At 62.3% G+C, this 22,682-nt stretch carries 21 protein-coding genes, 1 tRNA gene and 1 other RNA gene; 8 read left to right on the plus strand and 15 right to left on the minus strand.

What is annotated here, in order from left to right; all coding sequences use genetic code 11:
• Positions 1-4 precede the first annotated feature (4 nt).
• Both AB4Y77_RS20985 and rnpB read right to left on the minus strand, forming a co-directional pair.
• Positions 5-1,492 (minus strand): glyceraldehyde-3-phosphate dehydrogenase, encoded by a 1,488-nt coding sequence (locus tag AB4Y77_RS20985; RefSeq protein WP_311213048.1) that lies wholly within the window; start codon positions 1,490-1,492, stop codon positions 5-7.
• Between the two features lie 263 nt (positions 1,493-1,755).
• Positions 1,756-2,147: RNase P RNA component class A (rnpB, locus tag AB4Y77_RS20990), an RNA gene on the minus strand.
• A gap of 58 nt (positions 2,148-2,205) precedes the next feature.
• Between rnpB and AB4Y77_RS20995 the strand changes: the two genes are divergently transcribed.
• Positions 2,206-2,970: a YaaA family protein gene (locus AB4Y77_RS20995; RefSeq protein ID WP_442015216.1), complete on the plus strand. Its 765-nt coding sequence runs from the start codon at positions 2,206-2,208 to the stop codon at positions 2,968-2,970.
• A 27-nt stretch (positions 2,971-2,997) separates the two neighbouring features.
• Here AB4Y77_RS20995 and AB4Y77_RS21000 read toward each other — a convergent pair whose 3' ends face one another.
• Together AB4Y77_RS21000 and AB4Y77_RS21005 are read right to left on the minus strand one after the other, a co-directional pair.
• The gene (locus AB4Y77_RS21000; protein WP_442015217.1) at positions 2,998-3,735 is read right to left on the minus strand and encodes a zinc ribbon domain-containing protein; all 738 of its coding nucleotides are present in this window, start codon (positions 3,733-3,735) and stop codon (positions 2,998-3,000) included.
• A gap of 90 nt (positions 3,736-3,825) precedes the next feature.
• On the minus strand, positions 3,826-4,755 hold the full coding sequence (locus AB4Y77_RS21005) for a Nif3-like dinuclear metal center hexameric protein (RefSeq protein WP_311213051.1): 930 nt from the start codon (positions 4,753-4,755) through the stop codon (positions 3,826-3,828).
• 134 nt (positions 4,756-4,889) lie between these two features.
• On the opposite strand from AB4Y77_RS21005, the gene msrA reads away from it, so the two are divergent.
• The 3 genes from msrA (at position 4,890) to epsC (ending at position 7,042) form a co-directional block, all read left to right on the plus strand.
• Positions 4,890-5,414 (plus strand): peptide-methionine (S)-S-oxide reductase MsrA, encoded by a 525-nt coding sequence (gene msrA, locus AB4Y77_RS21010; RefSeq protein WP_311213052.1) that lies wholly within the window; start codon positions 4,890-4,892, stop codon positions 5,412-5,414.
• Positions 5,415-5,480: 66 nt separating this feature from the next.
• A complete protein-coding gene (gene cysK / locus AB4Y77_RS21015) occupies positions 5,481-6,416 on the plus strand; it encodes a cysteine synthase A (RefSeq protein ID WP_017200618.1) in 936 nt (311 codons plus the stop codon).
• A gap of 41 nt (positions 6,417-6,457) precedes the next feature.
• On the plus strand, positions 6,458-7,042 hold the full coding sequence (epsC, locus tag AB4Y77_RS21020) for a serine O-acetyltransferase EpsC (protein ID WP_011775089.1): 585 nt from the start codon (positions 6,458-6,460) through the stop codon (positions 7,040-7,042).
• Here epsC and AB4Y77_RS21025 read toward each other — a convergent pair.
• Positions 7,039-7,878: an oxidoreductase gene (locus AB4Y77_RS21025; RefSeq protein ID WP_442015218.1), complete on the minus strand. Its 840-nt coding sequence runs from the start codon at positions 7,876-7,878 to the stop codon at positions 7,039-7,041. The genes epsC and AB4Y77_RS21025 overlap by 4 nt on opposite strands.
• Positions 7,879-7,985: 107 nt before the next feature.
• Positions 7,986-9,422 carry an NADP-dependent phosphogluconate dehydrogenase gene (gene gndA / locus AB4Y77_RS21030; protein ID WP_311213054.1) on the minus strand — a complete coding sequence of 479 codons (1,437 nt, stop codon included), beginning with the start codon at positions 9,420-9,422 and terminating at the stop codon, positions 7,986-7,988.
• Positions 9,423-9,666: 244 nt separating this feature from the next.
• Between gndA and AB4Y77_RS21035 the strand changes: the two genes are divergently transcribed.
• Entirely contained in the window at positions 9,667-10,395 is a 729-nt protein-coding gene (locus tag AB4Y77_RS21035; protein ID WP_311213055.1) for a FadR/GntR family transcriptional regulator, read from the plus strand.
• A gap of 7 nt (positions 10,396-10,402) precedes the next feature.
• Here the strand turns inward: AB4Y77_RS21035 and AB4Y77_RS21040 are convergent, their stop codons facing one another.
• From AB4Y77_RS21040 to AB4Y77_RS21050, 3 genes are read right to left on the minus strand one after another with little or no spacing between them, the layout of a single operon-like run.
• Positions 10,403-11,449, minus strand: a complete 1,047-nt coding sequence (locus AB4Y77_RS21040; protein ID WP_442015219.1) for an L-idonate 5-dehydrogenase — start codon at positions 11,447-11,449, stop codon at positions 10,403-10,405.
• Positions 11,449-12,219, minus strand: a complete 771-nt coding sequence (locus AB4Y77_RS21045) for an SDR family oxidoreductase (RefSeq protein WP_442015220.1) — start codon at positions 12,217-12,219, stop codon at positions 11,449-11,451. Before AB4Y77_RS21045 ends, AB4Y77_RS21040 begins: the two co-directional genes overlap by 1 nt.
• Before the next feature lie 35 nt (positions 12,220-12,254).
• Positions 12,255-13,166: an NAD(P)-dependent oxidoreductase gene (locus AB4Y77_RS21050; RefSeq protein WP_442015221.1), complete on the minus strand. Its 912-nt coding sequence runs from the start codon at positions 13,164-13,166 to the stop codon at positions 12,255-12,257.
• Between the two features lie 70 nt (positions 13,167-13,236).
• On the opposite strand from AB4Y77_RS21050, the gene AB4Y77_RS21055 reads away from it, so the two are divergent.
• A complete protein-coding gene (locus AB4Y77_RS21055; protein WP_442015222.1) occupies positions 13,237-14,304 on the plus strand; it encodes a D-2-hydroxyacid dehydrogenase in 1,068 nt (355 codons plus the stop codon).
• 97 nt (positions 14,305-14,401) lie between these two features.
• Positions 14,402-14,905: a hypothetical protein gene (locus AB4Y77_RS21060; RefSeq protein WP_311213060.1), complete on the plus strand. Its 504-nt coding sequence runs from the start codon at positions 14,402-14,404 to the stop codon at positions 14,903-14,905.
• Between the two features lie 84 nt (positions 14,906-14,989).
• Here the strand turns inward: AB4Y77_RS21060 and AB4Y77_RS21065 are convergent, their stop codons facing one another.
• From AB4Y77_RS21065 to AB4Y77_RS21090, 6 genes are all read right to left on the minus strand, one after another.
• Positions 14,990-16,348: an MFS transporter gene (locus AB4Y77_RS21065; RefSeq protein ID WP_311213061.1), complete on the minus strand. Its 1,359-nt coding sequence runs from the start codon at positions 16,346-16,348 to the stop codon at positions 14,990-14,992.
• A gap of 150 nt (positions 16,349-16,498) precedes the next feature.
• Positions 16,499-17,293 (minus strand): IclR family transcriptional regulator, encoded by a 795-nt coding sequence (locus tag AB4Y77_RS21070; RefSeq protein WP_311213062.1) that lies wholly within the window; start codon positions 17,291-17,293, stop codon positions 16,499-16,501.
• 638 nt (positions 17,294-17,931) lie between these two features.
• Positions 17,932-18,007: transfer RNA gene (locus AB4Y77_RS21075), tRNA-Val, on the minus strand.
• A 55-nt stretch (positions 18,008-18,062) separates the two neighbouring features.
• Complete coding sequence (locus AB4Y77_RS21080; protein ID WP_442015223.1) at positions 18,063-19,019, minus strand: NAD-dependent protein deacetylase; 957 nt, start codon at positions 19,017-19,019, stop codon at positions 18,063-18,065.
• On the minus strand, positions 19,016-19,519 hold the full coding sequence (locus AB4Y77_RS21085; RefSeq protein WP_442015224.1) for a peroxiredoxin: 504 nt from the start codon (positions 19,517-19,519) through the stop codon (positions 19,016-19,018). Before AB4Y77_RS21085 ends, AB4Y77_RS21080 begins: the two co-directional genes overlap by 4 nt.
• On the minus strand, positions 19,516-19,935 hold the full coding sequence (locus AB4Y77_RS21090) for a DUF3052 domain-containing protein (RefSeq protein ID WP_089595414.1): 420 nt from the start codon (positions 19,933-19,935) through the stop codon (positions 19,516-19,518). The genes AB4Y77_RS21085 and AB4Y77_RS21090 overlap by 4 nt, the downstream gene beginning before the upstream one ends.
• Positions 19,936-20,316: 381 nt before the next feature.
• Here AB4Y77_RS21090 and aceE point away from each other — a divergent pair.
• A partial coding sequence (gene aceE / locus AB4Y77_RS21095; RefSeq protein WP_442015225.1) for a pyruvate dehydrogenase (acetyl-transferring), homodimeric type occupies positions 20,317-22,682 on the plus strand: 2,366 nt, incomplete at its 3' end.

The raw sequence follows: 22,682 nt of genomic DNA on the forward strand, positions 1-22,682 counted from the left end.
GGTCCTAGGCGCCGGCCGCTTCAAGAACGGCAATGGGAGCCACGACGTCGCGGGCAGGGAAGGACGGCGGGTTGACGCCGGCCATTTCCTCCATGACGCGGACAACCTGGCAGGAGTAGCCGAACTCGTTGTCGTACCAAACATAAAGTACGAGGTTCTTGTCGTTGGAGATCGTTGCCAGGCCGTCGACAATGCCTGCACGGCGCGAGCCGACGAAGTCCGTGGAGACAACATCGGGAGAATCGATGTAATCGATCTGCTTCCGAAGATCCGAGTGCAATGACATTTCGCGGAGGAAGTCATTCACTTCGTCCCGCGTGGTGCCCTTCTCCAGATTCAGGTTAAGAATCGCCATGGAAACATCGGGCGTGGGAACGCGGATGGCATTGCCTGTCAGCTTGCCCTGAAGTTCCGGGAGAGCCTTGGCCACGGCCTTGGCGGCACCGGTTTCGGTGATGACCATGTTCAGCGCAGCGGAACGTCCGCGGCGATCGCCCTTGTGGAAGTTGTCGATCAGGTTCTGGTCGTTGGTGAACGAGTGCACTGTTTCCACGTGGCCGTGGATGATGCCGAACTTGTCGTTGATGGCCTTGAGCACGGGGGTGATGGCGTTGGTAGTGCAGGAAGCGGCAGTGACGATCTTGTCATCGTCCGCGATGTCCCGGTGGTTGATGCCGTGGACGATGTTCTTGAGGTCGCCCTTGCCGGGTGCGGTGAGCAGGACGCGGGCAGCACCCTTGCTCTGCAGGTGCTGGGAGAGACCTTCGGCATCGCGCCAGCGGCCCGTGTTGTCTACTACCAGGGCGTCCTTGATGCCGTAAGCGGTGTAGTCCACCGTGGCGGGGTTGTCCGAGTAAATGACCTGGACCTGCACGCCATTGGCGGTGATGGTGTTGGCTTCCTCATCCACGCGGATGGTGCCTTCGAAGGAACCGTGAACGGAGTCGCGGCGCAGCAGGCTGGCGCGCTTCACAAGATCGTTCTCGGCACCCTTGCGCACTACGATCGCGCGGAGTCGCAGGCCGTGGCCGCCCCCAGCCTTTTCAATGAGGATGCGGGCCAAGAGGCGGCCGATGCGGCCAAAGCCGTAAAGTACGACGTCGGTGCTGGTGCGGTCGTCAGCGCCGCGCTTGCCCACGATCTCAGCAAGCTCTGCACGCAGGTACTCATCCAGGGAGGCGCCATTGCCTTCTGCCCGGTACTTCTCGGTCAAACGTGCAATGTCAATGGCTGCTGCGCCGAGTTCCAGCTCCGACAGGGCGTTCAGCAGGGGCGCGGTCTCTTCGAGCAGGAGCTCGTGGTTGCTCATCCGGCGGGCAAAGCGGTGTGCCTTGAGGATGTTCATGGTGGACTTGTTGATCAGGCTCCGGCCATGGATGCTGGTGACCACGTTGTTTTCCCGGTACAGCCGGCCGATCACCGGAATCATGGCCTCGGCGAGAGCCTCCCGGCCCATCCACTTATCAAGACAAGAATCTGACGTCTGGCTCACAGAACTACCTTCCTTGGGTCAACCACATACGTCCTCGTATGCAGATGGCAGCGGCCGCCCGGAGTAGTCCTGCGGCACATGCGCCGGCGGGCTTCGGTCCACCCACAGCGCCTTGAACGAGAGCAAAGAAAAATCCGCCGGCTGCGAACGCAGTCCCGGCGGCAGAACATCTACGTTCAGTAACCATTCTAGGGTGGAAGGAGGGGGCGTAGGCCGCCCAGCGGCGTGAAATCACTCACACGGCTGTTTGCGGCAGTCATAAATGGATGGGTCGACCGATACGCCGGGTTCTGTCATCCCCTTCCGTTACCGGAAAGGGAGTGGCGGCCATCCATCTACGAACGCCGTTGCCGACGCCCTCCAGCAGCCTACCCGGACACTCGGGCGAGCAGCCCTCAAGCGTGTCCTGTCTGGCCTTGCTCCGGGTGGGGTTTACCTAGCCTCCCCGGTCACCCAGGGAGCTGGTGGTCTCTTACACCACCGTTTCACCCTTACCTGCTGCTGCGCGATGAAATCATCACGCAGCGCAGGCGGTCTGTTCTCTGTGGCACTGGCCTGCGGGTTACCCCGAGTGGGCGTTACCCACCACCCTGCCCTACGGAGCCCGGACGTTCCTCGAGCCACTTTCGTGACGCGCGACCGCCTGGTCGACCCATCCGTTGTCCAGTCTACCGGCGTCCGGACGTGCCAAAGTCCGGCGGTAATATCGACTGGTGCTGATTCTGCTGCCGCCTTCCGAAGGCAAGACCCCCGCCCCCAAAGGTCCCGTCATCGAGTGGGAGTCGCTGAGCTTTCCGGAGCTGAATCCTTACAGGTCAAAAGTGCTCGAGGCCTTGGGCACAGTGAGCGCACACGAGGACGCACTTTCCCTGCTGGGCGTCGGCGCCTCGTTGCGGGACGACGTCGAACGTAATACCCGTCTCCATACCGAGCCGGCTGCCCCTGCGCACCAGGTGTATTCGGGGGTGCTCTACGACGCCCTGGGCTATGACAGCATGACGCCAACCCAGCGCCGCAAGGCCACTGATTCCATCCTGGTGGTATCCGCCCTCTGGGGCGCCATCGGCTTTGGCGACCACGTGCCCGCCTACCGCCTGTCCATGGGAACGGCACTGCCCGACGTCGGACGCCTCGCCTCCTACTGGAAGCCGCAACTGAACGCCGCACTCGCCTCACGTGCCGACGGCGAGCTCCTGGTGGATTGCCGTTCCAGCACCTACGCCGCCGCATGGGCTCCCCCGGCTGCGCAGACCGTCAACGTCAACGTTTTTAACGAAGCAAACGGCAAGCGCACAGTGGTGAGCCACTTCGCCAAGCACACACGCGGCGAACTGGCGCGACACTTGCTGACCCGGCGTGGCAAGGCGCCTTCAACCCCGGGTCAGCTCCTGAAGGCTGCCAGCGAAGTCTGGACGGCGGAACTTGTTGAGGGCTCAGCCCGGAAGCCCCACGCGCTCAACATCATCCTGTCCAGCTGAGTTCGGACCGAAGAGGGTAGGACGCGGTCAGTTCCAGTCGGCCGAACGGACCAGGATGACCCCGGAGTCCGGGCAGAAGACAATATCGTCCTCTGCCGCAGCCTTGACCTCGGCGAGGTCGCCCGGGCTGAGCATCATGCCCGAGCCTTCGGATTTGCCGTGGAACAAACGGGCAGCGCCTACGCCGCGCTTGGCGATGGTCTTTTCATAAATGGCCTGCAATCCGGCGTCCAGGGTTTCGGCGAATGCGGCCCGCCGTCCCCGAACCACTGTTTCTTCCGCGGCAATCTCGGCAATGGCTTCATCCAGTTCAGCGCGGATGCTGCCGAATGATCCCTGGATGTCATCAACGATCGACTGCTGGGCGGCCTGACGCTCGCGCAAGGTATCCAAGCGCTCCAGGATTTCGAGCTCCACGTCTTCAAGGTCCGAGCGACGCTTGTTCAGTGAGGCAATGTCGCTTTGGAGCGCCACCAGATCCTTGGACAGCCCGGTGCCGCTGTTGAGTCGGGTCTCGTCGCGTTCAATGCGGGTGGCTACTTGCTCCACGTCGGCTTCCGCCCGGCGAAGTTCGGCCTCGGCGTCATGGACGGCAACCTTGGCCGCCCCGAGTTCGCCGTTGGCCACGTTCAGCGCATCCGTGAGGTCCGTGATCCGGGGATCCGTCTCCAGGACTCTCCGACGGCCGGCCAGCGACTTCAGCTTGGCATCCAGCCCCTGCAGTTCAAGCAATTTCAATTGTTCTGCCGGTGCTGCTTTCGCCACGCTTACCTCCGCTTGTCGCTGCCGGGCCTGGGGATCAGTTCCGGCCGGACTGGCCCCATTCTGTTGAGGCTGTCCGTATCCTTCTAGACTCTAGTCCCCGCCGGGAGTGAGTATGAAGTCCCACGGATCGCTGTTGGTGCTGCTGACACGGATTTCGACGTCGTAGCCCTGGTCCGCGAGCACGTTGCCCAGCGCTTCGGCGGCGGCAGGCAGCCACAGCCATTCGCTGGCAAAGTGTGAAACGTCGATCAGGTATGGCCGGCCATTGCTTGCACCCTCACGGGCTTCGGAGGCAGGGTGGTGGCGCATGTCAGCGGTCACGTAGACGTCCGCGTGGCTGGCCCGAACCGCATCAAACAAGCTGTCGCCGGCGCCACCGCAGACAGCAACCCGCCGCACCAGTCCGTCCTTGTCGCCGGCAACCCGGACACCGCCGGCCACCGCCGGAAGCATTTCGAAGACCCTCGCCGCGAAATCACCGAGCGTGATGAGTTCCGGGAGGTCACCCACACGGCCGATGCCCTCTTCCGGCAAGCCGTTGGCAGCGGGAGTCAGCGGCTCCACGTTTTCCAGTCCAAAGGCGTCAGCCAGGACGTCGGAGACTCCCCCGACAGCGGAGTCACCGTTGGTGTGGACGGTCAGGAGTCCGGTTCCGGCCTCGATCAACCGGTGGACCGCCAGGCCTTTGGCGGAGGTTGCGGCCACGGAGTTCACCCCTTTGAGGAGCAAAGGGTGGTGGGTGATCAGCAGCCCGGCGCCCCACTCGATGGCTTCATCGATGACAGCCAACGTGGGGTCTACGGCAAAGAGGACCTTGGTCACGGGGACGTTGGGGCGGCCCACCACCAAGCCAACTTCGTCCCAGTCCTCGGCCAGCGACTCGGGCCAGAGTTCTTCGACAGCAAGCAACACCTGGCCAAGCGTGGGATCTCCGCCGGCGTCAACTGTTTGGTCCTCTTCAACTGTTTGGTCATCATCGACCGAATCCGCATCAGAAATGCCGGTGTTTACTGCTTCCATGCTCTTATTCTTCCCTACTTCTTCCTCTCCACGGCGGATGAGGCAGTTCCGCCACCCGCAGACCTGCCGGGTGCCGTAATTCTCCCGTAAGGTGAAGCGGGAATCATCAAGCCCTCCGATCCATTGAAGAGAACATGAAAACTTTCGTACTTGGCGGTGGCTGCTTTTGGTGCCTGGACGCCGTTTACCAGAAAACCCGCGGTGTCAGCTCGGTTGTTTCGGGCTACACGGGCGGCCACGTCCGCAATCCCGACTACTACCAGGTCTGCTCAGGTACTACGGGCCATGCCGAAGTAGTAGCCGTAACCTTCGACGAAACCGTAGTCCCGGAGGAAGTCATTCTGGACATGTTCTTCGCCCTGCATGACCCCACCACGCTGAACAGGCAAGGCTACGACGTTGGTACCCAGTACAGGTCTTCGATGTTCTACACCACCACGGAAGAGAAAGTGCTGTTCGAGGAAGCCATCGAGCGCGCCCAGGGACTTTGGTCGGATCCCATTGTGACCGAGGTCAGCCGCCTGCCCGAGTTCCACGAGGCCGAGGAAGTCCACCAGAATTACTACGCTAAATTCCCCTACCAGGGATACTGCCAGGTGATTATTAACCCGAAGCTGGCCAAGGCCCGGAAATATTACTCTGCATGGCTTACTGCTTAGCGGTGTTTCGATCCGGCTGGTTAGGCTGACCTCAGCATTCCCTCTTCAGAGATAGGCGTAATTTTCATGGCAAGGATCTACGACGACGTCACGCAGCTGGTCGGCCGCACTCCGCTGGTCCGCTTGAACCGGCTTACCGAAGGCCTTGACGCCACGGTTGCCGTCAAGCTCGAGTTCTACAACCCGGCCAACAGCGTCAAGGACCGCATCGGTGTGGCCATCATTGACGCTGCCGAGAAGTCCGGCGCTTTGAAGCCCGGCGGAACCATCGTCGAAGGTACCTCCGGCAACACCGGGATCGCCCTGGCATTGGTGGGTGCTGCACGCGGCTACAAGGTCATCCTGACCATGCCGGAGACCATGTCCACCGAGCGCCGCGTCATGCTGCGCGCCTACGGTGCAGAAATCGTCCTCACGCCCGGATCCGAAGGCATGCGCGGCGCGGTCGAGAAAGCCCAGGAAATCGTCGCCAACACGGAGAACTCCATTTGGGCGCAGCAGTTCGCCAATGAGGCCAACCCGGCGATCCACCGCACCACCACTGCCGAGGAAGTCTGGGAAGACACCGACGGTGAAGTGGATATCTTTGTTGCAGGCGTGGGCACCGGTGGCACCATTACCGGCGTCGGACAGGTCCTCAAGGAACGCAAGCCGGGCGTGCAGATCGTAGCGATCGAACCCAAGGACTCCGCGATCCTGAACGGCGGCGCTCCGGGCCCCCACAAAATCCAGGGAATCGGTGCCAACTTTGTTCCGGAAATCCTGGACACCAACGTTTACGACGAAGTCCTGGACGCCACGCTGGAAGATTCCGTCCGCGTTGCCCGTGAACTCGGCGCCCGTGAAGGCATCCTCGGCGGCATCTCCTCCGGTGCCATCGTGTGGGGTGCCCTCGAGCTGGCCAAGCGTCCTGAGAACGCCGGCAAGTTGATTGTTGCCGTTGTCTGCGACTTTGGAGAGCGTTACATCTCCACTGTGCTGTTCGACGACATCCGCGGCTGAGACAACGCCTGCAAACCTTCATTTCCTGTAGAAAGGTCTTTGTGAGCTTCTTCGCAAGGCTTAAGGAAGACCTCGACGCCGCCCGGTCTCACGACCCGGCGGCTCGAGGTTCTTTCGAGAACTTTTTCGCATATTCCGGTCTGCACGCCATCTGGGCCCACCGCGTGACGCACCGGCTGTGGCAGAATCCGGCGCTCCGTTTTCCGGCGCGCCTGATTTCCCAGCTGGCCAGGTTCCTGACGGGCATCGAGATCCATCCCGGTGCCACCATAGGCCGCCGGTTCTTCATCGACCACGGGATGGGTGTGGTGATCGGGGAAACCGCCGAAATCGGCGAGGACGTGATGATCTATCACGGCGTAACACTCGGCGGCCGTTCGCTGGCCAAGGTCAAGCGGCACCCCACCATCGGCGACCGCGTCACTATCGGTGCAGGCGCAAAAGTCCTGGGTCCCATCACCATCGGTGCCGGCAGCGCCATCGGTGCCAACGCCGTGGTGGTCAAGGACGCACCTCCGGAATCCATCATTACGGGCATCCCTGCCACATGGCGGCACCGCGACGCGAGGTCCGAAACCAAGCCCGCCGTGGATCCCGCAGAATATTACATCGAATACCGGATCTAGCCCGCAAGTCTTCTGTAGAAATTCCAGAAGACAGCATCGAACGCTCGGTCCGGAAGAATCCTTCGCATCATCAGGACGCTCCAGGCTCCCCTACCCACCGGGTATCGGGTCCTGGGGCGTTTTGCCGTCGCGGCTCGAACGATGGCGTTGGCAACAACCCGGGCCGGAGTCGACAGCACATGGCCCTCACCTGACGTAGACGCCAATGCGGCAGCCACAACATGAGCCTGCTCCTGATAAGGTCCGTCGCCGGACGCAGCCAGCAGGCTCTCCCCCGCAATGGTGCCCCATTCACTGTTGGTCCCTGACGGTTCGATGATCACCACGTCGATGTTGTGGGGCTTCAGTTCCAGGCGCAGGGAGTCGCTCATGCCCTCGACGGCGAACTTGGTTCCGTGGTACCAGGCGCCCAGTGGCTCGTAGATCTTTCCACCTATGGACGTGACATTGATGATCCTGCCCGAGCCGGCGGCACGCATTCCCGGGATAACGAGTTGGGTCATCCTTGCCAGGCCCATGACATTGACCTCGAATTGACGCCTGCCCTCGGCCATATGTACTTCCTCGAGGGATCCGTAGGCCCCATAGCCTGCATTGTTGACCAGGACATCGATGTGCCCGTGGGCTGCTTCCACCAGCGCCACCGCCGATGCCATGGATTCTTCCGAGGTGACATCCAGGGACATGGCTGTGATGCCATGGACCTTAAGCGGCTCCATCTTCTCCACGCGGCGCGCGCCGGCGTAGACCGTGAACCCGGCCGCCCTGAGGGCGATGGCGGTGTCAAAGCCAATTCCCGTGGAGGCCCCGGTGACCATCGCAATCCGGGATGCCATGGCGGTTCTCCTTCTGTTCACGTACGTCAAAGGCTGTTTAAGTACGGCAAAGGCCGGCCCTCCCCCAGCGTAACGGGGATGGACCGGCCTCTGACGGGACGTTGATGCTAGTGGGTGTCGACTGCCGAGATCTCGGACTTGTCTTCGCCCCACAGTGTGTGGAACGTACCCTCGGTGTCCACGCGGCCGTAAGTGTGTGCTCCGAAGAGGTCGCGCTGGCCCTGGATCAGGGCAGCGGCAACGCGCTTGCGGCGCAGGCCGTCGTAGTAGGCCAGCGAGGAGGAGAACACCGGTACCGGGATGCCCAACTGGACTGCGGTGGCTACCACCCGGCGCCACGCCGGGAGGGCCTCGGCGATGGCCTTGGTGAAGGCCGGCGCGAACAGCAGGTTGGCGGGCTTCTCTTCGGCTGCGTAAGCCTTAGTGATGTCCTTGAGCAGTTCTGCGCGGATGATGCAGCCTGCGCGCCAGAGCGAAGCAATCTCATCCAGCTTGAGGTCCCAGCCGTATTCCTTGGCTGAGGAGGTCAGCATGTCCAGGCCCTGGGCGTAGGAGACCAGCTTGGAGGCATACAGTGCCTGGCGGACGTCCTCGACGAAGGTCTCGGGGATTTCCACCGAGGCTTCTTCGCCGGCGAGCAGTTCCTGGCCAAGCTTGCGCTGCTCGGTCTGGGAAGACAGTGCGCGGGCGAAGACGGACTCGGCGATGCCAGAGACCGGGGAGCCGAGTTCCAGGGCGGAGATGACCGTCCAGCGGCCCGTGCCCTTCTGGCCTGCGGCATCGACGACGACGTCCACGAACGGCTTGCCCGTCTTGGCGTCAACGTGCCCCAGGACCTCAGCGGAAATTTCGATCAGGAACGAGGAAAGATCGCCCTTGTTCCATTCAGCGAAGATCTTGGACTGCTCGGCGGGCTCGATGCCGGCACCGGAGCGGAGGAGGTCGAATGCTTCACCGATGACCTGCATGTCGGCGTATTCAATGCCGTTGTGGACCATCTTGACGAAGTGGCCGGCGCCGTCGGTGCCGATCCAGGCGCAGCAGGGCTCGCCGTCGACCTTGGCGGAGATCTTTTCCAGCAGCGGGCCGAGGGCGTCGTAGGACTCACGGGAGCCGCCGGGCATGATCGAGGGGCCGTTCAGGGCGCCTTCTTCGCCACCGGATACGCCGACGCCGACGAAGTGGAGGTCCTTCTTTGCCAGCGCGGCTTCGCGGCGGCGGGTGTCCTCGTAGTGCGAGTTGCCGGCATCGATGATGATGTCACCGGCTTCGAGCAGCGGTTCGAGCTGCTCGATCACGTTGTCAACGGGAGCGCCTGCCTTGACCATGATGAGGACGCGGCGGGGCTTTTCGAGGGAATCGACGAGTTCCTGCAGCGTTTCGGTGCGGATGAAGTCGCCGTCCGTGCCGTGCTTTTCGAGCAGGGCGTCAGTCTTTTCCACGGAGCGGTTGTGGAGAGCCACGGTGAAGCCGTTGCGGGCGAGGTTGCGGGCCAGGTTGGCGCCCATCACCGCAAGGCCGGTGACACCGATGTGTGCTGACATCAAAACTCCAATTCGTTCGTGTACAAACAGTCCTGCCGCACCCCCCTGGGGGCACGCAGGAAGCGATTTCAAAACCAGGGGCTGTAATAAACCATACGTATTAAAACCATGGGCGGGAAAGCGGTGCCCACGTTGTGGAAGCTCCCCGCGTCATAAACAGTCTATGATGGGCGCCCGGATCCAACCGCGCTTGTGACACCGGGTCCTGCACGCGGGCGCCGCGTGCGCCACTATGCTTACCTCTATGTCAACCAGCCTCCACCACCGCGCCGTTGAGCATTTGGGAACCCGGATTGTCGGTGGCGCCCTGCCAACCGGACATGTGATGTTGGCGGAGCACTTGGAAGACGAACTCAAGGTGTCCCGCTCGGTCGTCCGGGAAGCCGTGCGCGTCCTGCAGTCGCTGGGCCTCGTGGAGACCATCAAGCGGGTGGGCATTCGGGTCCTTCCTGCGCACCGGTGGAATCCTTTCGATCCCTTGGTGATTCGATGGCGGCTGGCCGGCGAAGGGCGTGGCGCCCAGTTGCGATCGCTCGCAGAGCTGCGTTCCGCCGTCGAGCCCGTTGCCGCGGAACTTGCCGCAGGCAATGCACCGGAAAGCCTCCGCCAGGAGTTGGTGGGCATTTCTTTGGCCATGAAGGAAGCGGGCGACGCCGGCGATATGGCCAGGTTCCTGGACCTCGACATCCGTTTCCACGCTTTGGTGCTGTCCGGCTCGGGCAACGAGATGTTCGCCAACCTCATTGGCCAGGTCACCGAAACTCTCACCGGGCGGACGGTGCACGGACTCATGCCTGAACACCCACAGAAGCAGGCGTTGCAGTGGCACATGGATGTCGCCCACGCGATCGACGCCGGAGACGGTTCCCTCGCGCGGGAAGCGGCAGCAAAGATCATGCGGCAGACCATCGCGGAGCTGGCACCCAGCTGGGGCGACCAGCCCCGCGTGTTCGTCCCTGTGTCCAAAAACTAGCCGCCGCCTATCCGAAGTTCAGCAGGACCTTCCCGGACTCGGCAGAGTTCTTGGCTACCTCGAAGGCTTCCAGTCCGTGGGCGAGGTCGAATTCGTGCGTCACCACGGGGTCCACGAACAGCGATCCGTCGGCCAAAGCGGTAATAACGTCGTCGATTTCGTCATTGAAGCGGAACGAGCCGAGCAGTTCCAACTCGCGGGTGATGGCCAGGGAGATGAACACCGGTTGCGGTCCTGACGGCAGCAGGCCAACCATCACTACCTTGCCGCCGCGTGTGGCTCCCTGGATGGCCGAGGCCAGTCCGTAGTGGCTTCCCGAGGATTCAATAACGACGTCGGCATCCACTGCCGCTATGGCCTCCGCTTCATCGCCCTTGAGGACCTCGTCCGCGCCAACAGCGCGGGCGATTTCCAACGGTTTGTCATGCATGTCGACGGCGACGATCCTTCCCGCGCCGGCTCGCTTGAGGACGGCCACGGCGAGGGCGCCGATCGGGCCGCTGCCGATCACCAAGGCCGTCTTGCCCTTGACGTCTCCCGCGCGGGCCACGGCGTGCCAGGCAACACTGGCCGGTTCCACAAGCGCAGCGGTGCGAAGGTCCAGGCCCTCCGGCAGCGGACGAAGCATCCTGGAGGGCAAGTTGGCGTAACGGCTGAACGCACCGTCCGTATGCGGATACCGGGCAGCACTGCCCAAGTACGTGCAGCCCGGGGAGAGGTTCGGCCGGTCTTCGGGATACCTGACATCCCCGGCTGCGGGCGTCGCGGGGTGGACGGCCACCGGCGCTCCCACCCCAGGGCCGGAACCATCGGCGGCCTGCTGGAGGACCACACCCACGATCTCGTGCCCAAGGACCATGGGCTCTTTGAGGATCGACTCCCCTGCCGCACCATGCAACCAGTAATGAAGATCTGAACCGCAGATCCCACCGTAGGCAATCTCCACGATCGCTTCCCCGGTATCCGGTGCGGTCAGCGGGATATCTTCGATCCGGAGGTCGCCCTTTCCATGGGCCACTACAGCGGGGCCGGAAGCCGGAAGAGTGATGCCCATCAGACCACCACCGTCATTCCACCGTCGACGAAGATCGTCTGGCCGTTGACGAAGTTGGATGCCTGGGAGGCAAGCCACACCACGGGCCCGGCAAGATCGGCTACTGTCCCCCACCGGTTGGCCGGAGTGCGGCCGAGGATCCAGGAGTTGAAATCGGAATCATCCACCAGGTTCTGCGTCATTTCCGTATGGATATACCCCGGCGCGATGCCGTTGATCTGCAAACCGGACGCGGCCCACTCAGCTGTCATGGCGCGGGTCAGGTTCCGGAGGCCGCCCTTGGCCGCCACGTACGGTGCGATGGTAGGACGGGCAAGGTCCGTCTGGACTGAGCAGATATTGATGATCTTCCCCTGTCCCCTGGGGATCATGTGCCGTGCAGCTTCCCTGCCCACCAGGAACGCACTGGTCAGGTCCGTGGTGATCACCCGGTCCCAGTCCTTGACGTCCAGATCCAGCATCGGGACGCGGTGCTGGATCCCGGCATTGTTCACCAGGATCTCCAGCGGGCCAACGTTCTCCTCCACCCAGGCAACTCCCTCAGCAGCGGACGTGGCATCTGTAACGTCGAAAGCCCGACTGTGCACCCGGGCCGCCGGATAGTCAGCCGCCATGGCCTGATGTGCCGCTTCAAGCCGCTCCGGATTGATGCCATTAAGCACCACCGTAGCCCCGGCATCGGCCAGGCCCCTGGCCAAGGCGTTACCTATCCCCCTGCTCGAACCAGTAACCAAAGCAACCCGCCCGGTCAGATCAAAAAGTCCACTCATAGTTTGTTCTTCATTCCTTCTCTGGTTGCGCCGGTTCAGTTGGTGTTCGCCGCGGCTGCGTGCGCCCGGCTCAGGTTTGCGATGGTTTGACGGACCACGGCGAGGTCCTGGTCGCCGAGGCCTTGGCGTTTGAGCTCTGCGTACAGTTCGATCGCGGCTGAAGCCATGGGAACGGCGGAACCAACGGCTTCCGCGCTGGTCAGCACGAAGCCAAGGTCCTTGTGCATGAACTTGGCCGGACCGGTGGGTGCGTAGTCCTTGGCGGCAAGGCGCGGACCCACGTTGTCCAGTACGCGGCTTCCTGCCAGCCCGCCGGACAGGACGTCGAAGAGGGCACCCACTTCCATACCGGAGCGCTCGGCGAGTTCGGCGGCTTCGGCGAGCGCCGCCGTCGTGGTTCCGACAATCAGTTGGTTGCACGCCTTGGCGAGGGACCCTGATCCCAGTGGTCCCAGTCGACGTACGGTGGTTCCCATGGCGCCCAGCAGTGGCTGCAGCGTTTCGAACTCGGATTCGGTGGCTCCGACCATGATGGCCAGTGTCCCGCTTTGCGCACCGGCTGTGCCGCCGCTGACCGGCGCGTCCATCACCACTGCGTTGCCTCTGCTTGCCTCGTGAACCGTCTTACCGAACTGTTGTACGGCTGTGGGCGAGACACTGCTCATGATGACGACGGCGGTGCCGGGCTTCGGCGGGTCGTTCCGCCATGAGACGAGCAGGTCCGCGGCGGCTTCTTCGATGAACGGCAGGTCCGGGAGCATGAAGATGATGGCATCCTCGTCGCGGAGTTCCGCGACGCTTGCTGTGCGACGGACGCCGGGCAGGCCTTCAAAAGCGGCATCGGATCGGTTCCACGCGGTGACGGTCCACCCTGCGTTGGCGATATTGGCGGCCATGGGTGCGCCCATGAGTCCCAGGCCCACGAAGCCCACTCGCTGTTTGATCATGGAAGGTAACACCTCACTTCTTTGTGGTCATCTTCAGGAATACTGTTCAATATCCTAGCCTCCATTCAGTATGATGAACACTATGACGACTGATGAACTTACCATCGCCATCGCTGTACCGCTCGAAGCTGAGCACGTAGAGCTGATCCGCGCTGTAGATCCCTCCGTAACAGTTCTCTACGAACCCGAGCTGCTGCCCCCGGAGCGGTTCCCCGCCGATCACGCAGGCGATCCCGACTTCAAGCGGACGCCCGAGCAGGAGGAGCGCTATTGGACCCTGCTGAACAGGGCGCAGGTTCTCTACGGCTTCCCCAACGAAAGCCCCGCCGGGCTGGCACGCATCGCTGCCGGCAACCCGCACCTGCAGTGGATCCACGCCATGGCCGCCGGCGCCGGCGGAGCGGTCAAGGCCTCAGGCCTGGACACCGAGACCCTGCAGAAATTCCGCGTCACCACCTCCGCGGGCGTCCACGCGCTACCCCTGGCAGAGTTCTCCGCGTTCGGCATCCTTAACGGATTCAAGAGCAGCGCAGAGATGGCACAAGACCAAGCCGCCAAGTTCTGGCCCGAGCTCCGCACGCCCACCAAGTTGGCCAACGGCTCCAAGGTGGTCATTGCCGGGCTCGGCGAGATCGGCATGGAGACGGCACGCATCGCACGCGCCCTGGGCATGAAGGTCAGCGGAACCAAGCGCAACGTCGAAGCCATCGACGGAATAGAGGAGGTCACCGGCAATGATGGACTCCCCGGGCTGCTCGCCGACGCCGATGCCGTAGTCAACACGCTCCCCGGTACTCCTTACACGGAGAAGCTGTTCAACAGGGACATTTTCTCCGCCATGAAGCCCGGCACTGTCTTCGTCAACGTGGGCCGCGGCACTGTGGTGGACGAGGAAGCCCTGCTCGAAGCACTCGACAACGGTCAGGTCTCCTACGCTTGCCTGGATGTCTTCGCTGTGGAGCCGCTCCCCCAAGACAGCCCCCTGTGGAGCCACCCCCGGGTACTGGTGTCCCCGCACACGTCCGCCCTCAGCTCTGCGGAAAACCGCCTCATCGCCGAACGGTTCTGCAGCAACCTTCGCACCTTCCTGGCCGGCGGCGAACTGCCCCACCTGGTGGACCCCGTCCACTTCTACTAGGCCGTCTTCTCAACGCTCGGCCTTCGCAGGGGCGCGGCCAGGGACTGTCCCCGGCCGCGCCCCTTGCTTTGACATTGCCTTGAAGTAGCATCGCCACATGAATGCTTCGGAAGGCCCGCAACGCATTATCGTGCGGCTGTTCCCCGACTACGCGGATACGGCGATCTGGCTTGACGGTCCCATCGACTACTCGCTCACGGGGTTGCCCCAAGGCCTGGTGCATGAGCTCCGGGACTGGGAACAGTTCTACTACGAGTCCCTGACACGCGATTTCACCTGGAAGTCAGCGGAAAGGGCTGCCAGGTACACCTCTGAAGGTCATCGCCTGGCCCAGCGAGTGGCGGACGAACTCGGCGACGGTTATGAAGTCGAGTTCAAGCCCTTCGAAGAAAACGCCCGGCCGCACCGGTTTTGCGGCACCAAAGCCCCTAACCAGCAGGCAGTTGCCGCGTTCGGTGCCCTTATTGCTGCGGCAAACGCAGAAAAGGACAGAATCACCCGCGCCCTTGCAGCCTGCCCACCCAGTGAAGGTACGGGATGGTTCGCCACCTCTCCCCTTTCGGGCAGGGTGTTCAGGCCGACCCGGTCAGAACAGGAATAGCGCGGCAAACGCCGGTTCCCTACACAAAACAGCGTGGCACCCTCCGTTCGGAGGGTGCCACGCTGGTCTTGTGGTGCCGGGATGCTACTTGGCGTCCTCGGTGCTGACGAGGTCGCGGCCCGCCGTCTCCGGGGTGAAGAAGGTGGTTACGAAGGAGATGAGCGCCAAGACCAGGGAGTAGATGGCCAGCACCAACCACGAGTGGTTGGTGGCCGCCAGCATGAGCGCACCCAGCAGGGGCGCGAGTCCGCCGGCCAGGACGGCTGAGATTTCCCGGCTCATGGCCACACCGGTAAAGCGGTACTGGGAGCCGAACAGTTCCGGCAGCAGCGGGCACTGGGGGCCAAGCATCGACTGGACGCCGATGGCGATGCCCACGGACATGACGACCCACACCAGAGTGACGTTGCCCAAGGTGACCAGGTAGAAGGCAGGAACCGCAATGATGGCTTGGAACAAGGCGCCGTAGCGGTACACCGGAACGCGGCCGAACCTATCAGACAGCGCGCCGAACGTCACCACCAGGACCGCGGCGAAACCTGCGGCGATCAGCAAGCCCACGGGGCCTATCGAATTGTTGCCGGCAAACACGCCTGCCGGCATGCTCATAAATGACACCAGCAGGGCCGAGTAGATGGACGAGTTGCCGTTTTCGCCCATCCGGAGTCCGATGCCAAGGAGCACATTCTTCTTGGAGTGCTTCCACAGCGCACTGATCGGGTTCTTGACCACATTCTTGTGCTTCTCCAACTCCTGGAACGCAGGCGTTTCCTTGAGCTTGAGGCGAATGAAGATGGCCACCGCGATCAGGATGAAGCTGGCCAGGAACGGAACACGCCACAGCCAGCCCTGCAGGACGGCCTTGTCAGCCATGGCTATCAAGGCAAAGGTTCCCGCGCCGAGGAGGGTACCCAGTTGGATGCCCACGAAAGGCAATGATGCGAAGAAACCACGACGACGGCGCGGAGCTACTTCGGAGATCAGCGTGGTAGCGCCGGCCTGCTCTGCGCCGGCGCCGAGGCCCTGGATGATCCGCAGGGTCACCAGCAGGACCGCACCGAGCATTCCGGCCTGTTCGAAGGTCGGAAGCAACCCAATGGCGAAGCTTGCTGTCCCCATCAAAGCAATGGTCAGGATCAGGACCATCTTGCGGCCAAACCTGTCGCCGATGTAGCCGAAGATCAGCCCACCAAAGGGGCGCGCCGCAAATCCAACGCCATACGTGGCAAAGGAGGCGATCAGAGCGCCTTCAGGGCCAAGGGGCGAAAAGAACAATGGGCCAAAGATCAGCGCGGAAGCCAACCCATAGATGTAGAAATCGTAGTACTCCAAGGCTGAGCCGACGGAGCTGGCCAAGGTAGCCCTGCGCAGCTGTTCCGGCTCAACAACAGCATCGTCAGCATCAGCTGCGAGCCGTGCATTAGTACGAGTTATCACAAGCACTCCCTCAAAATCACCCCAGGCCCCCGTTGGCCCGGCGAGATAGTGATGGCATCACCGCCAAGATCACTATGATGAACAGCGTACAGCTTGTTGAACCCACTGCCAAGGTTGTAATCAGATTTATTTAGAACATTCCGGAGGAATACGGGACTAACCCATGGGATTCCCGAGGGATCGCGCCAGCTCCTTGAGCTCCTTGACCATCAAGGCGCCCTGTTCCTCGGAGTAGGTGGCCTTCAGTGCTGTCACCGACAGTCCCAAACTGGGGCCGTGGGCTCCATGGGTAGGTACGGGCACGGCGAGGCAGACAACACCCACCGTTGACTCCTCATCTTCAAAGGCGAACCCCTGCTGCCGAATGGCAGCTACCTGGGACTTGAGTTCCTCAGCCGTGCGCAGTGAGTTGGCAGTCATGACCGGAAGTTCCGTGCCATCAGGGAACATTGCCTCAATGTCGTGATCATGCAGCTGCGCCAGCAGGGCCTTGCCAACACTGCAAAGGGAGACCGGCATCTTGTCACCGATATTGGACGTCAGCCTCACCGCAGGATGGCCCTCGTAGCGGGCCAGGTAGATGACGTGGTCGCCGTCGAGCATGGCGATGCGCACCGTCTCGCCTGAGAGGGTAGGCGCCTGCTCGCAATACTTATAAAACTCCTGCACCTCGTCGAGGCGGCTGAGGTAGGCGGCACCGAGTTCCACCAACTTCCGGCCCAAGGCAAAGTCCGCGCCCTGCCTGGTAATAAGGCGTGCTTCCTCGAGCGCCAGCAAGAGATTGGACGTGGAGGATTTGGGGATGCCAAGTTCGCGGGAAAGATCACTCAGCGTCAGCCGCCCCGACGGAGATCCTGCCAGTGCCTCAAGAACCGCAGCTGCGCGGGTCACGGCAGGCGCAGGCGACGAAGCGCCCAGCCCCTCGGAACGGGTGGTGCGGGAATCGGCCATGATTCTCCTTCGTCAGAACTGCCATCGCGTTCATTCAGCTGAACACTACCCATCATAGTGGCACGTTGCTGCCACCCGGAGGCGTGGGCCTACTGGACCTGCGACACGTACCGGCCGCTTGGCAGGCTCCACTTTCCAAACCCAAAAGTTCGCTGTATATTCATCTTCGAGCTCTCCACCGCGGCATCCCCCAATAGTCGCGGTGGAGAGCTCATCCATTTCCCGGCAAAACCTAAGCCGCGGCCACTTCTTCGCCCCTGAGGCACCATCCCCCTCCGGCCCCGTCCCGCACCAGCTCCCATGTAGCAATGCCGGACCGTGCATTGCTTCCCAAGCGAACCTGGACCTGCCAGACCTCCACATCCACACGGCCCTGCCCCCTCGGCATTCGCCGTGACTGCTCCCACCATGGGACGCGCTCAAACCAACGCACAGGCTCTACGACCATCCGCCATTCCCGGTTGCCCCTCACGACCACCGCTGGTGTGCCCTGCGTGCTGCTGCGGATATATACGTGCTCCATGGGAAGAAACCCTAGGAGCGGACCCTGACATTAAAGGGTTGTGGAGAACGTGCGGCATTGCACGAAAAAACCCCGCCACTGCCAGCCAACAGGCTTGGAGTGACGGGGTTTCACTTGGTGGGTCCTACCGGGATCGAACCGATGACATCCACGGTGTAAACGTGGCGCTCTACCAGCTGAGCTAAAGACCCATGGTGCAGTTTCAGTGCCTCAGCGCTTCAACCAACGAACAATGACTCTACATGATCAATTGGGAGAAACACCAATCGGCGGTTTCGCACCCGGAAGATCCGGCAGGTTCCGGGCCAAATAGTCCAAGGCCCCGCTCACTCCGAGCTCGAGTTTCAGGGTGGCAAAGGTGTCACCCCGGGTAGTTCCCCGATTGATAATGACTACCGGCTTTTCAGCCTTGGCAGCGTGGCGCACGAAGCGCAGCCCGCTCTGCACCGTCAGCGACGAGCCTGCTACAAGCAGCGCCTCCGCTTGATCAACCATGGCGTAGGCTCGCTCGACGCGATCTTTAGGAACGTTCTCGCCGAAATAGACGAAGTCGGGCTTAAGTGTCCCTCCGCACCTGGGACAAACAGCCATGACGAATGAAGTGATGAGCTCCGGATCCTCAACCGTTGCATCAGCATCCGGAGCCATTTCCACCAGCCCGGACTCCAAAGCGGCTTCAAGGAATCCCGGATTGATCTCCTCAAGGATCGCCGCAATGAGCCGCCTGCTGAAAGTGTGGCCGTTCTCCAGGCAGACCACCTGGTCAAAGCGCCCATGCAAATCCACCACGTTGACGCTGCCGGCGTCCTCGTGGAGCCTGTCTACGTTCTGGGTGATGAGGCCTGACAGGAGGCCCCGGCGCTCCATCAGCGCGACCGCGGCGTGGCCGGCGTTGGGGTCGGCATGCCTCAAGTGGGACCACCCAAGATGGTTCCGGGCCCAATAGCGCCTGCGGTTTGCCTCGCTGCCGATGAACTCCTGAAAGGTCATCGGATTCCGTGGTGCAGAACCTGGCCCTCGATAATCCGGAATACCGGAATCGGTGCTGAGCCCGGCGCCCGTCAGCACAGCCAGACGCTTTTCACCTATGGCCTTTACAGCCTGCCTGACGGAAAAAAGCTCCTCAGGATCAAGCTGCGCCGCCGGCGCAGGAGCCATGCTGGCAAAACCAGTCATGCCCACGCCGGGCCGGCCGTCACTCATGCTTGCTGCTGCCCCAGCGCCGTGAGCGCGAGGCGGTATTCAGCCAAGTCCCTCGCTTGTCCACGCGGATTGACGACGACAAACCGGATGATCCCCGCGGCGTCGATGATGAACGTTCCCCGCAGAGCCATACCGCTGACGTCGTCGAAAACCCCGTACGACCTGGCTACCGCACCGTGAGGCCAAAAATCGGCCAGCAGGTCAAAGCCATAGCTTTCCTGTTGCGCGTAGGCGCGTAGAGTGAATTTACTGTCCACGGAGACCCCAAGTACCACCGCGTTCGAATCCTCGAACGCCGCAATATTGTCGCGAATCTCACAGAGTTCACCGGTGCAGATCCCGGAGAACGCGAACGGGTAGAACACCACAACTACGTTGCGGCCCCGGTAATCCGACAGGCGGACAGGCTCGCCAAACTGGTTTACGAGCTCAAAGTCCGGCGCAGGTTGGCCCGGCTGCGGAACGATCGCAGGAGCCGGCGCCAGTCGGACATCGGTCACTTGTTCTTCTTCGGCACCAGTCGGGTGGCGCTCCAGTCTTTCGAAACCCCGGCAGAGGTGGTGAGGTGCAACCCGGATGTGGGAGCCGCATCCTGGATATCAGCCGGAGAAACATAGTTGTCCCGGCCGGACTTAGGGGTCAGCACCCAGACAACTCCGCCTTCCTTCAGCGTGGTGAGCGAATCCATGAGGGCATCTACAAGATCACCGTCGCCATCCCGCCACCAGAAGACAACGGCATCGACTACGTCGTGGTCGTCTTCATCCAGCAGCTCAGAGCCCGTCACATCTTCAACGTCATCACGCAAGTCGAAGTCGACGTCGTCGTCGTAGCCGCGCTCCTGAATCAGATCCCCATCTTTGAAACCCATTCGTTCCGCCACATTTACCGATGTGGCGGCGTCGGCCTCGCTCACGTTTCCTCCTTTTGAAGTGACTTCCATTACTAACAGCCAACACCCTTTGGGCGTGTGCTTCAAGCCATTGTCCCTGCCACGGGCCACATTCCGCATTCCCCGGGGTGTTTCGGGGCTGCGACTGTCACGTGCTTTCGGTCACGCAGGCCGGCGGGGTGTGACATACAACGCCCCGCAGGGCCCGCGGCTACGCATCCCAGCGCAGTGAAAGCTAGAGTGGCCATGAGCGCTCTGGCTGCAGGGCGATCGCCCCGCAGAATTCTACTGGGCAGCCAAGCGCTCACAAGACCTGCCCGGCGCATCCGACCGGGCTGTTGAAACCGAAATGTCGCACACGACGCGTTCACGACGGGCAGTTACCCTGCCAGACCTGAGGCGCCGATGCATGCGCCTAAAGGAAGGTTGGACGTGGCTGCAGGAGAAGAGACCTCACACATCCTCAGCGGGTTGACTGCCCAGCTGCCTGATCGTGATCCGGAAGAGACCGCGGAGTGGATTGAGTCCCTTGATGCATTGATCGCGGAGCAGGGTACCGAGCGTGCCCAGTACATTATGCGGAGTTTGCTCCAGCGTGCTGGTGCGAGGTCGGTGGGTGTGCCGATGGTGACGACCACTGATTATGTGAACACGATCCCGGTGGACCAGGAAGCKSMGTTCCCGGGGAACGAGGAGTTCGAGCGCCGGTACCGTGCGTACATGCGGTGGAACGCCGCGGTCATGGTGCACCGTGCGCAGCGYTCCGATATCGGGGTCGGCGGGCACATTTCCACCTACGCCGGKGCCGCGACSYTGTATGAGGTGGGGTTCAACCACTTCTTCCGCGGCAAGGACCACCCCTCGGGCGGGGACCAGGTGTTCTTCCAGGGCCACGCGTCCCCGGGCATGTACGCCCGCGCGTTCATGGAAGGRCGTTTGACGGAGGAGGATTTGGACGGGTTCCGTCAGGAAAAGTCCAARGCCGGTCATGCCCTGTCCTCCTACCCGCACCCRCGCCTGATGCCGGATTTCTGGGAGTTCCCGACCGTGTCGATGGGTATCGGCCCGATGAACGCGATCTACCAGGCCCAGTCCAACCGGTACCTGCAGAACCGTGGCATCAAAGACACTTCTGACCAGCAGGTCTGGGCGTTCCTTGGTGACGGGGAAATGGACGAGCCCGAGTCCCGTGGCYTGCTCCAGCTCGCCGCGAACGAGAACCTGGACAACCTGAACTTCGTGATCAACTGCAACCTCCAGCGCCTGGACGGACCGGTCCGCGGCAACGGCAAGATCATGCAGGAACTCGAAGCGTTCTTCCGCGGCGCGGGCTGGAACGTCATCAAGGTCGTCTGGGGCCGSGAATGGGAYWCYCTSCTGGAAAACGACGCCGACGGGGCGTTGGTGAAAATCATGAACGAAACCCCCGATGGTGACTACCAAACCTACAAGGCCGAGTCCGGCGGGTTCGTGAGGGAACACTTCTTCGGCAAATCCCCGCAGACCAAGGACATGGTCGCGGAYYTGGACGACGAACAGATCTGGGGCCTCAAACGCGGCGGCCACGACTACCGCAAGGTCTACGCCGCGTACAAGGCAGCGACCGAGTTCAAGGGCAAACCCACCGTGATCCTGGCCAAAACGGTCAAGGGCTACGGACTGGGCCCGCACTTCGAAGGCCGCAACGCCACCCACCAGATGAAGAAACTGACCATGGATGACCTCAAAGCCTTCCGTGACCACCTCCGCATCCCCATCAGCGATGACCAACTCGACGCTGACCTCTACCGTCCCCCGTACTACCACCCCGGCATGGACGCCCCCGAAATCAAATACCTCATGGAACGCCGGGCCGAACTCGGCGGGTTCGTCCCCGAACGCCGCCGCAMMCACACCGCCGTGACCCTGCCCGAGGCGAAGTCCTACGAAGTCGCCAAACGCGGGTCCGGGAAACAACAAGCCGCGACCACCATGGCCTTCGTGCGTTTGTTGAAAGACCTCATGCGGGACAAAAACTTCGGCGCCCGGTTCGTGCCCGTSGTCCCCGACGAATCCCGSACCTTCGGGATGGACGCGTTCTTCCCGACCGCGAAAATCTACAACCCCAAAGGCCAGAACTACCTCTCCGTGGACCGCGACCTCGTCCTGGCCTACAAAGAATCCCCCGCCGGACAACTGATCCACCCCGGCATCAACGAAGCCGGCGCCGTCGCAGCGTTCACCGCCGCCGGCACCGCCTACGCCACCCACGGCGAACCCCTGGTCCCGATCTACGTGTTCTACTCCATGTTCGGCTTCCAACGCACCGGCGACTCCTTCTGGGCCGCCGCGGACCAAATGACCCGCGGCTTCATCATCGGCGCCACCGCAGGACGGACCACCCTCACCGGCGAAGGACTCCAACACGCCGACGGACACTCCCCCATCCTSGCCTCCACCAACCCCGCCGTGAAAACCTACGACCCCGCCTACGGCTACGAAATCGGCCACATCATCCGCCACGGCCTCGAAGAAATGTACGGCCCCGACACCGAGGGCACCGACGCTGRARCTGCATCCGATAAAAACGTGATGTACTACCTCACCGTCTACAACGAACCCATCACCCAACCCGCCGAACCCGAGAACCTCGACATCAACGGGCTCCTCAAAGGCATCTACCACCTCGCCGAAGCCCCCGCAGGAGAAGAGAACCGGCCCACCGCGGCCATCCTCGCCTCCGGCGTGTCCGTACCCTGGGCCCTCGAAGCCGCCCGGATCCTCGCCGAAGA

It is taken from the genome of Paenarthrobacter sp. YAF11_1 (assembly GCF_052113445.1).
Lineage (GTDB): Bacteria > Actinomycetota > Actinomycetes > Actinomycetales > Micrococcaceae > Arthrobacter.

Excerpts from the sequence above, each read along its gene's own strand:
- AB4Y77_RS21055 (WP_442015222.1), top strand. The coding sequence starts at position 13,237 with ATGATGAACACTATGACGACTGATGAACTTACCATCGCCATCGCTGTA.
- cysK (WP_017200618.1), top strand. The coding sequence starts at position 5,481 with ATGGCAAGGATCTACGACGACGTCACGCAGCTGGTCGGCCGCACTCCG.
- AB4Y77_RS21080 (WP_442015223.1), bottom strand. The coding sequence starts at position 19,019 with ATGAGTGACGGCCGGCCCGGCGTGGGCATGACTGGTTTTGCCAGCATG.
- msrA (WP_311213052.1), top strand. The coding sequence starts at position 4,890 with ATGAAAACTTTCGTACTTGGCGGTGGCTGCTTTTGGTGCCTGGACGCC.
- AB4Y77_RS21025 (WP_442015218.1), bottom strand. The coding sequence starts at position 7,878 with ATGGCATCCCGGATTGCGATGGTCACCGGGGCCTCCACGGGAATTGGC.
- AB4Y77_RS21060 (WP_311213060.1), top strand. The coding sequence starts at position 14,402 with ATGAATGCTTCGGAAGGCCCGCAACGCATTATCGTGCGGCTGTTCCCC.
- AB4Y77_RS21045 (WP_442015220.1), bottom strand. The coding sequence starts at position 12,219 with ATGAGTGGACTTTTTGATCTGACCGGGCGGGTTGCTTTGGTTACTGGT.
- AB4Y77_RS21070 (WP_311213062.1), bottom strand. The coding sequence starts at position 17,293 with ATGGCCGATTCCCGCACCACCCGTTCCGAGGGGCTGGGCGCTTCGTCG.
- AB4Y77_RS21005 (WP_311213051.1), bottom strand. The coding sequence starts at position 4,755 with ATGGAAGCAGTAAACACCGGCATTTCTGATGCGGATTCGGTCGATGAT.
- AB4Y77_RS21050 (WP_442015221.1), bottom strand. The coding sequence starts at position 13,166 with ATGATCAAACAGCGAGTGGGCTTCGTGGGCCTGGGACTCATGGGCGCA.
- AB4Y77_RS21035 (WP_311213055.1), top strand. The coding sequence starts at position 9,667 with ATGTCAACCAGCCTCCACCACCGCGCCGTTGAGCATTTGGGAACCCGG.
- gndA (WP_311213054.1), bottom strand. The coding sequence starts at position 9,422 with ATGTCAGCACACATCGGTGTCACCGGCCTTGCGGTGATGGGCGCCAAC.
- AB4Y77_RS21040 (WP_442015219.1), bottom strand. The coding sequence starts at position 11,449 with ATGGGCATCACTCTTCCGGCTTCCGGCCCCGCTGTAGTGGCCCATGGA.